Annotated in this window: 10 protein-coding genes; 3 read left to right on the forward strand and 7 right to left on the reverse strand. The window is 55.9% G+C overall.

Annotated features, from left to right (window positions below; genetic code table 11):
- On the reverse strand, window positions 1–185 hold a 185-nt coding region (locus M0974_RS19175; protein ID WP_297840241.1), incomplete at its 3' end, for a hypothetical protein.
- Window positions 186–335: 150 nt separating this feature from the next.
- Window positions 336–899, reverse strand: coding sequence for an NADPH-dependent FMN reductase (locus M0974_RS19180; protein ID WP_297840245.1), 564 nt, complete (start codon window positions 897–899; stop codon window positions 336–338).
- Window positions 900–1,211: 312 nt separating this feature from the next.
- On the opposite strand from M0974_RS19180, the gene M0974_RS19185 reads away from it, so the two are divergent.
- Window positions 1,212–1,433, forward strand: a complete 222-nt coding sequence (locus M0974_RS19185; protein WP_297840247.1) for a hypothetical protein — start codon at window positions 1,212–1,214, stop codon at window positions 1,431–1,433.
- A gap of 172 nt (window positions 1,434–1,605) precedes the next feature.
- Here the strand turns inward: M0974_RS19185 and M0974_RS19190 are convergent, their stop codons facing one another.
- The 5 genes from M0974_RS19190 to M0974_RS19210 form a co-directional block, all read right to left on the reverse strand.
- Window positions 1,606–2,157, reverse strand: coding sequence for a GNAT family N-acetyltransferase (locus M0974_RS19190; protein ID WP_297840251.1), 552 nt, complete (start codon window positions 2,155–2,157; stop codon window positions 1,606–1,608).
- 37 nt (window positions 2,158–2,194) lie between these two features.
- Complete coding sequence (gene dnaQ, locus M0974_RS19195) at window positions 2,195–2,962, reverse strand: DNA polymerase III subunit epsilon (RefSeq protein ID WP_297840254.1); 768 nt, start codon at window positions 2,960–2,962, stop codon at window positions 2,195–2,197.
- A gap of 115 nt (window positions 2,963–3,077) precedes the next feature.
- Window positions 3,078–4,094 carry a zinc-dependent alcohol dehydrogenase family protein gene (locus tag M0974_RS19200; RefSeq protein ID WP_297840257.1) on the reverse strand — a complete coding sequence of 339 codons (1,017 nt, stop codon included), beginning with the start codon at window positions 4,092–4,094 and terminating at the stop codon, window positions 3,078–3,080.
- 328 nt (window positions 4,095–4,422) lie between these two features.
- On the reverse strand, window positions 4,423–4,890 hold the full coding sequence (rnhA, locus tag M0974_RS19205) for a ribonuclease HI (RefSeq protein WP_297840260.1): 468 nt from the start codon (window positions 4,888–4,890) through the stop codon (window positions 4,423–4,425).
- Window positions 4,891–4,926: 36 nt separating this feature from the next.
- Entirely contained in the window at window positions 4,927–5,685 is a 759-nt protein-coding gene (locus M0974_RS19210) for a class I SAM-dependent methyltransferase (protein WP_297840261.1), read from the reverse strand.
- A gap of 82 nt (window positions 5,686–5,767) precedes the next feature.
- On the opposite strand from M0974_RS19210, the gene gloB reads away from it, so the two are divergent.
- Both gloB and M0974_RS19220 read left to right on the forward strand, forming a co-directional pair.
- Window positions 5,768–6,547 (forward strand): hydroxyacylglutathione hydrolase, encoded by a 780-nt coding sequence (gloB, locus tag M0974_RS19215; RefSeq protein WP_297840264.1) that lies wholly within the window; start codon window positions 5,768–5,770, stop codon window positions 6,545–6,547.
- A 99-nt stretch (window positions 6,548–6,646) separates the two neighbouring features.
- A complete protein-coding gene (locus tag M0974_RS19220) occupies window positions 6,647–8,239 on the forward strand; it encodes a LysM peptidoglycan-binding domain-containing protein (protein ID WP_297840266.1) in 1,593 nt (530 codons plus the stop codon).
- The last annotated feature ends 133 nt before the right edge of the window (window positions 8,240–8,372 follow it).

Here is an 8,372-nt window from a genome sequence, read left to right on the forward strand (position 1 = left end):
GGCGCGATCCAGTCTTGGTCCGAAACTGGCGGCGTCACCAGCGTTTGCAACCACTGGGCTTCAGCAGCATCAATGTGTTCAGCGGCCAGCGCGTTGAGTACGTTTTGGGTAAATCGTTGCTTGAGTGATTCGGTATGGAAGTAAGGGATCGTAGTTGCAGCAGGCAGAGTTGGGACAGGCGACACGGTGGATTTCCTTAGCAAGATCATGAGCCAGGAAATTTACCGACAGAATTGAGCGGTCATGCGTTACATACAGCTAGTCTCGCCGTCGGGTGGCGGCCGGTTCTGTAGGAGCAACCGGGGCGCCCCTACAGAGAGAGCGGGAAGTACGGATTAGCGCTTCGTTTGAAGGGCTACCCACGCCGCAAAGGCATCGATGAACCCTTGCAGGAAGGGTTTGGTTTTTTCAGATAAGGTACCCGCGTCGTCGAAAAAGGACCCGGCGTTACCGAGATAAGCTTCTGGTTGCTGCATGCACGGCACGTTGAGGAACACCAGCGATTGACGCAAATGATGGTTGGCGCCAAATCCACCAACAGCGCCCGGCGAGGCGCTGACCACCGCGCCAGGCTTAACGCCGCCCCAGGCACTCTGACCGTAAGGGCGGGAACCCACGTCAATGGCGTTCTTAAGCACGCCTGGCACCGAGCGATTGTATTCTGGCGTCACGAACAGGAACCCATCAGCCGCTTTCAGTTGCTGGCGAAAAACCGTATAGGCTGATGGCGGATTGCCTGCATCAATATCTTCGTTATAAAGCGGTAGATCGCCGATCTCGACGATCTTCAGTTCAAGGTTTTTCGGTGCCAACGCAGCCAGCGCAAGCGCGACTTTGCGGTTGATCGAGTCTTTTCTCAGGCTGCCGACGAGGACAGCGATCTTGTAGACTTGGCTCATGAATATTTCCGCATACTGATAAAGGAGATTTCAGTTATAGATGAAGCAGCACGCTTCGTCTGTTTTTCAATGCCGAGCATTGCGACACCGCGCAGAATAAGGCCACGTCAGCGGCCCGTAGCGCGGGCTCGAGCAGCGCGATTATATTTTTCACTATGGAAAACTAGGCTGTAAAAAGAAGGTCTGATCGACAAGCAAGCAGCGACTGGCTCTGTTCTTTCAGACTTACCTTACAAGCGGGCGTAGACTGTCAGCGCGCAGTGTTAGCATGTCAGCGCAAATGAGCGGTTATCTTCAGAGGTTACAAAGCAAATGGCTTCAGTTCTCGTCGGACAATTCCATGCAAGAGACGCGGAAGGCCGTGTCTACTCGGTGCATGAATTTCAGGAATCACAGCCGGATACGGCTAGCGGCAAAGAGCCTGTTTCAACTTATCGTCTGGCCATAGGTGACCGAGTCAACCATTTGGGCGGGGACGACTTTGAGCTGCTTCAGTCAAAAGTAAAACTGGTTCGAGAACTTCAGAGTAACTGACCCAAGGCTGATTCGGGCGTTGGATTACACAGTTTTACCTGACGTCCTGCGCGCCGCTTGAAGGCTTCGCCTCTCATTCGCTCTATCGCTGATAGAGCGATAGGCGGCGAGGACAAGCGGCGGTTCAGGTCAATGTTGCAGCACAGGGCTGTTCTGCCCGATCACGCGTCGACTACTCGAAAATCAAATACCAGAAAATCGCCGTTTCCCGGGTGTCGGGGTCAATGGCGCGGTACAGCATGTGGTCAATGCCGCCCACCACATACCCGCAACGCTCATAAAGCCTGCACGCCGCCAGGTTGTTGTTTTGCGTTTCGAGCGTAATGCCTGGCAGATTGCGTTTGCGGCTCCAGAACTGCGCCACCTCAAGTAGCGAGCGGGCGACACCCGAGCGCCGCGCGGATGCATCGACCGCCAACTCTTCGACATGAGCAAAACCATTCCAGTGCGTGCTCAGCACCATATGGCCAACCGGCTGCTCCCCCAACCAAGCCACCAGCACCGTGCTATCAGGACCGCGGCGGTAATGATCGAACTCTTGGGCGTCGATGCCGTAATTCTTGAGGTAAGGTTTCACCGGCTCGACCGGCCAGCACTCAACGCGCTGCCCAATCTGGGCTAAGGCGTAGCTACTGACGGTAAAGGTGAACTCACTGTTGAGGATGTAATCCTCGAAGCACTCATCCGCAACGCGAATCGACAGTGCCGGATTTACCTGAGTCACAAGACACCACTGCGATGTGGATAAAGGGGGCTGTGCGCTACTGAACGGCCGCTTGTGCCTGAGCTTCAAGCAATTGCACCCATAACGCAGGTGCACCGGCAGATTTGGCGATAGCGGCCATGCGCACATCATGCTCGGCCATTTCACTTTCACTGGCCATGATCACTCTCGTCCGAGTCCGATCCATCGGCAAGCGACGTATTTCAGTGGCTGTATTGGCTGAACCTGCACCGGAACCGTTGCCATCGGTGGCATTGCCCGCCAGGGACAGGCTGGTTTGGCCGCCGGTCATGGTCAGGTAAACGTCGGCAAGAATCTCGGCATCCAGCAGTGCGCCGTGCAATTCACGGCCAGAGTTGTCTACGCCATAACGTTTGCACAGTGCATCGAGGCTGTTGCGTTGCCCTGGATGGCGCTCACGGGCCATCGCCAAGGTGTCAAGAACGGTGCAATGCTGAGTGATATCAGCCTTGTCCCGCTGACCCAGCAGCGCAAATTCATTGTTAATAAAACCAACGTCGAACGCGGCGTTGTGGATGATCAGCTGCGCGCCCTTGATGAACTCGAAAAACTCATCGGCGACCTCAGTGAAACGCGGTTTACCCACCAAAAACGCAGTGGTAATACCGTGAACACCTACGGCCCCTTCATCGCTTTCGCGATCCGGCTGCAAATAGACGTGGAAGTGTCGCCCGGTCAGGCGTCGGCCGATCAATTCGACACAACCGATCTCGATCACGCGATGCCCGTCCGTAACGGGCATACCAGTGGTTTCGGTATCGAGTACTACAGATCTAAGTACCATAACTTGTGATTTCTCAACGCTTCAACACCGCACAGGGGCGGAATTTTAGCACACCGCGCCGAAGAGAAAAGTCACTGCCTGGCAAGGTACGACCGGGACGAGCAACCGGGGGTTGTTAAGAGGGCTGCAAAACCACCCTGCCGATCACCGCAAACTCGTCCATGTAACGCTGCGCTGAGGCGGCTTTCTCCAGCGGAAACACTTTGTCGACGCGCGAGGTCAACACCCCGTCAGCGGTGAGTTGGTTGATAACCCCCAGCGCCCGGTGCAGCGCTTGGTGGTTGGGCTCAACCCCCAACTCGGCTTTGCCGGTGAAGTTACTCAGGCAGTGCACGAAAAACTTGATGTTTTTCTGAAACGCTTCCTGGGCCGGGAACGGCGTTTGGTTGCCATTCTTCAGACCGTAGAGCACCACACTGCCGCGCGGGGCAAGCGCGTCCACCAATAGGTTCATCTGCGAACCACCAAGGCCGTCGAAAATCGCATTGACGCCTTTGCCACCGGTCAATTTATTCACCCGGTGAATAAGGTCATGCTCCTCAGTCAGCACCACCGACTCGGCACCAAGATCAAGCAAACGCTGCTTGTCGCGGGCGAGTTTGGTGGCGGCAATGACCTTCAAGCCCAGCGCTTTGCCCAACTGCAAAAAGGCCGGACCGGCGCATTGGCTGGCATCGGTGACCAATACGGTCTGCCCTGGTTTGATCTGAGCTAAATCGACATAGGCAAAATAAGCCAGCAGCAGCGATGTGTAGTGCACGCTGGCCTGGGCCGCCGTGAGCACGTCGGGATACACCGTCACAGCGGTGCGAGGCAACAGCAGGTATTCGCCGTTCAGGGCGTAAGTGTAAGACCCTTCGCAGGAGTAGGTCGCGACTTTGTCACCGAGAGACACATCGGCAACCCCATCACCTATTGCAAGCACTACGCCCGCAAGCTCTTTGCCCAGGCCTTGAGGTTGGCGGGTTTCGGCGGTAATTGGATTCAGGCGCCATAAGGCGTCGTATGGACTGATGCCAACGGATTCGACCCGTATCAGTACTTCATTGGCAGCAGGTTGACCGACGAAACGGTCTTTGGATTTGACGGTTTCGGCGGTGTCATTGGATTCAGGATGAACCGAACGTAGCATTGGACACCTCATGCGTTAGCTATGGGTGCAGACTATCTAGCCTCGGCAAACGCAGCCATCGACCCGTATCAATAGTCGCAATGCTTGCTGTTGATGGTGAAAGCCGGAACTTTCAAATTATGAATTTAGCGGCTGAAGCACAATCATCTGTAGGAGCGGACTTGCTCGCGATGGATCGCGAAGCGGTCCCACATGCCAAATTCAATTTTAACAGGACGAATTGAGTCGGCTGAATTACGACTGCTGCGGTCGAGCGCGACCCCGGAGCGATCGCGAGCAAGCCCGCTCCTACAAGTTCTGGGGTTGTTGCGCGACAGCGCGAAGTTTTTCAGCCGTGCTTAATACCGCGAACTTCGTCAACGCCGCGATTAGCCAGTTGATCAGCGCGTTCGTTGCCGTCGTGGCCGGTGTGGCCGCGTACCCATTTCCAAGTCACGGTGTGGCGGTTGACTTGCTCATCAAGCAGTTGCCACAAGTCGGCATTCTTTACCGGTTGTTTAGCCGCAGTTTTCCAGCCACGTTTTTTCCAGTTGACCAGCCATTCCTTCATGCCTTTCATGACGTATTCGGAGTCGGTCACCACTAGCACGTTACAGTGGCGCTTGAGCTCTTCCAGGCCACGAATGGCAGCGGTCAGCTCCATTCGGTTGTTGGTGGTGTTAGCTTCGCCACCCCACAGCTCTTTCTCAACGCCTTTGCACACCAGCAATGCGCCCCAGCCGCCGGGGCCAGGATTACCTTTGCAGGCGCCGTCAGTAAAGATCTCTACGCTTTCGTTCGCTACAACCTGTTCCATCAAACTTCCCATCTTCGAAATATGGCCATCAGGCTTTTAGAGAGGCGAGTTACGCCGGTTAACCTTGGCCATCGGCAACGGCAGTAGCTTGCCCATAGGCTGGCGCTGTACCTGACGCACGGGACGCAGGCCAACTACGATTTTGCGCGCCACTAATAAATAGAAACCGCCACCCGGACTTTGCCAACTGTCGCCGAGGCGCTCTAGCCCGGCCAGTCGAGCTTGCCAGGCTGCAGAAGCCAGCGGCGGACGATAGCACCCGAAGCGTCGCTTCTCCAGCGCAAAGCCCAGCAGGTTCAACCAATCCGCTACCCGCGAGGGCGAAATGCAGCGAGCCTTGCGCAGTGCATCGTGGGCAAATAAATGGCGCAATCCCCAGGTACTCCACGGATTGATTCCAATGATCAATAAATGACCGCCCGGACGTACGCTTGCGGCCGCCTCACGCAGCAAACCGTGGGGCGACAGACAAAAATCCAGACCGTGCTGCATCACCACAACGTCGGCCGCGTGCTCACTGAGTGGCCAAGCCTGCTCTTCACAAACGATTTCAACACCGGGCAATGGCGCGCCGAGACGCACATTTCGCTGAACCTGCTTCGCCTCAGGGGGCGCATCAGCCGACGGACCGTAATGCACCAGGTAACCGCCAAAATACCGGCCTAGCTCGTCTTCAAGCACGCGCCGCTCTTCTTCCAGCAATAATTGCCCCAGCGGCCCGGACAACCACTCTCGGGCCGAGCTGATCAACGCAAGCCATTCGGGATCGGCCTGGGCGAAAGCTTCATCGGTCATGTGTGATCTCCATGTGAGCGCTCGCTTAGAGCCTCAACAAACCCTAAGATGCGCCATTGTTTCCTGCTTAGCGAACTGAGCCATGATACAGATTGATGCCCTGCCCGCTTTTACCGACAACTACATCTGGTTGTTACAAGACGCTTCCAGCAAACGCTGCGCCGTGGTTGATCCTGGCGACGCAGAACCGGTGTTGGCCTGGCTTAATCAGCATCCTGGCTGGCAGCTCACCGATATCCTGGTCACCCACCACCATAACGACCACGTGGGTGGGGTAGCACAGCTAAAAGCTTTCAGTGGCGCTCGCGTGTACGGTCCTGCGGCTGAAACTATCCCCGCCCGGGATGTCGCGCTCAACGACAACGATACGCTCACCGTCCTCGGTCTGGATTTTTCAGTCTTTGCAATACCCGGCCATACCCTGGGCCATATCGCCTTCTACCATAACGACCCGCACGCCCCGATATTGTTCTGTGGCGACACGCTATTTGCTGCGGGCTGTGGCCGTCTGTTCGAAGGCACTCCGGCGCAAATGCATCACTCGCTCAGTCGTATGGCCGCGCTGCCAGACAACACGCTGGTTTACTGCGCCCATGAATATACCTTGAGCAACCTGCGCTTCGCTCAAGCGGTTGAACCCGCCAACCTCGACATCGCCGAGCGTTTTGCAGAAGTCAGCCGGTGGAGAAGCGAAAACAGAATCAGCTTGCCCTCCAATTTAGCCCTGGAACGACTGACCAACCCGTTTATTCGGACACACGAAAGCGCAGTCAAAGAGAAAGCAGACGAACGGACAGGTACAGACAATCAGTCACCAACTGCCATTTTTGCTAGCCTGCGTGCTTGGAAAGATAAGTTCTAATTACGACCTTTATTGATACAAAATTTCTGAAAGGTTGACCATTCGCCGGGCGGTTCCTAGAATCGCCCGACATTTTCGCTTGGAACACCCCCCCAGCCAATGTCGTCATCTATACGCATAGCCATCAATTCAGACGCATTGACTCGGTTGGCCCAGGCTATCGCTGTAGTCCTGAGCGCCACGCTGGCTGGCTGTCAGACCACCAGCCACGTTGAGCCCAGCACCAGCCATCGGGCGCCCGCTTTAGCCGCGGAGTTCAAGCAAAAACCCAATTTCCTCGCCGGCAAACCAACCCCGTTGGCGCCACAGGATGTCTGGGAGCGGATGCGCCAGGGCTTTCAGTTACAAGAGGGCAACGGCCAAAACCCGCGTATTGACCAACAACGTCTCTGGTTCGCCAACAACCCTGCCTTCCTGGAGTCGGCTGGCGAGCGCGGCAGCCTTTACATGCATTACATCGTAGAGCGTCTCGAAGAACGCAATATGCCGCTGGAGTTGGCCCTGCTTCCGGTGATTGAAAGCGCCTACAACCCCATGGCGTATTCGCGCAGCGATGCGGTAGGTTTGTGGCAGTTCATCCCGTCGACCGGTCGTTACTTCAACTTGCGTCAGACCAGCTTCTACGACGGCCGCCGGGACATCACCGCGTCGACCATTGCCGCACTGGATTACCTGACCCGTCTGCACGACATGTTCAACGGCGACTGGTTGTTGGCGTTGGCGGCTTACAACGCGGGTGAAGGTACCGTCAGCCGCGCCATCGAGCGCAACCAGAAACTTGGCTTGCCTACTGATTACTGGAACCTGCCGTTACCGCAGGAAACCCAGGATTACGTGCCCAAGTTCCTCGCCCTCTCGCAAATCGTAATGGCGCCCGAAGCCTACGGTGTCAACCTGAACCCGATCGCCAACGCCCCGTATTTTGAAGTCGTCGAACTCAATCACACGATGAACCTGTCGAAAGTAGCCGCCATGGCGAATATCGACGAAGACGAACTGTTTCAGCTCAACCCGGCCTTCAAAAAGCGCATGACCATCGACGGTCCTCAGCATTTGCTGGTGCCAAAGGCCAAGGCGCAGTTGTTGACCGCCAGCCTGTCGAACATGAAACCGGAAGAACTGGTGGACTGGCAGCAATACAAGGTGCGCCGCGGCGATACCTTGGTCAGCCTCGCCAGCCGTTATCAGGTGTCGGTCAATACCATCAAGGACGTGAACAAGCTCTCTGCTAAAGGCGTGCACGTCGGGCAGACCTTGAGTATCCCGACCATTCCCGGCATGACGCCTGCTAAACCGGTGTTCCAGGAGATGGCCAGTAGCGAGAGCCCATCGCCTCGCCGCAGTTACAAAGTTAAAAAAGGCGATACCCTTGCGAGCATCGCCAAGTCGAATAAAGTTGAAGTCAAAGACTTGCAGCACTGGAACTCGCTTTCCGGCCAGCATTTGAAAATCGGCGAGTCGCTGGTCATGCAAGACACCAGCAAAGCCCGCTCTAAAACCTCGAATGTTGCTAGCGCGAAAAGCAAAGCAAGTGCCAAACAAACGACGCAGTACACCATCCGCAAAGGTGACTCGATGTATTTGGTCGCCAAGCGCTTCAATGTCGAAATGCAGCACCTCAAGCGTTGGAATCCGCGCAGTGGCCAAGCGCTGAAGCCGGGTGAGACGTTGACGGTTTATCGGAACGATTGAGTCGTTTAGTTTAATGGTGGAGTAGTGGCGCTGGGGTTGATGTGTATATCCGGCCGTTGTGGTTGCTGGGAGTAGGGTTTCGCTTTTACAGCGAGGAACCTTTTTCAAACGTCGGGGCGCCGAACCGCAAAAA

The sequence above is a fragment of the Pseudomonas sp. genome (assembly GCF_026224925.1).
Lineage (GTDB): Bacteria > Pseudomonadota > Gammaproteobacteria > Pseudomonadales > Pseudomonadaceae > Aquipseudomonas.

What these genes read in the sequence shown, in the direction of transcription:
- M0974_RS19185 (WP_297840247.1), top strand. Translation starts at nt 1,212, where the DNA reads ATGGCTTCAGTTCTCGTCGGACAATTCCATGCAAGAGACGCGGAAGGC.
- M0974_RS19200 (WP_297840257.1), bottom strand. Translation starts at nt 4,094, where the DNA reads ATGCTACGTTCGGTTCATCCTGAATCCAATGACACCGCCGAAACCGTC.
- rnhA (WP_297840260.1), bottom strand. Translation starts at nt 4,890, where the DNA reads ATGGAACAGGTTGTAGCGAACGAAAGCGTAGAGATCTTTACTGACGGC.
- dnaQ (WP_297840254.1), bottom strand. Translation starts at nt 2,962, where the DNA reads ATGGTACTTAGATCTGTAGTACTCGATACCGAAACCACTGGTATGCCC.
- M0974_RS19220 (WP_297840266.1), top strand. Translation starts at nt 6,647, where the DNA reads ATGTCGTCATCTATACGCATAGCCATCAATTCAGACGCATTGACTCGG.
- M0974_RS19180 (WP_297840245.1), bottom strand. Translation starts at nt 899, where the DNA reads ATGAGCCAAGTCTACAAGATCGCTGTCCTCGTCGGCAGCCTGAGAAAA.
- gloB (WP_297840264.1), top strand. Translation starts at nt 5,768, where the DNA reads ATGATACAGATTGATGCCCTGCCCGCTTTTACCGACAACTACATCTGG.
- M0974_RS19210 (WP_297840261.1), bottom strand. Translation starts at nt 5,685, where the DNA reads ATGACCGATGAAGCTTTCGCCCAGGCCGATCCCGAATGGCTTGCGTTG.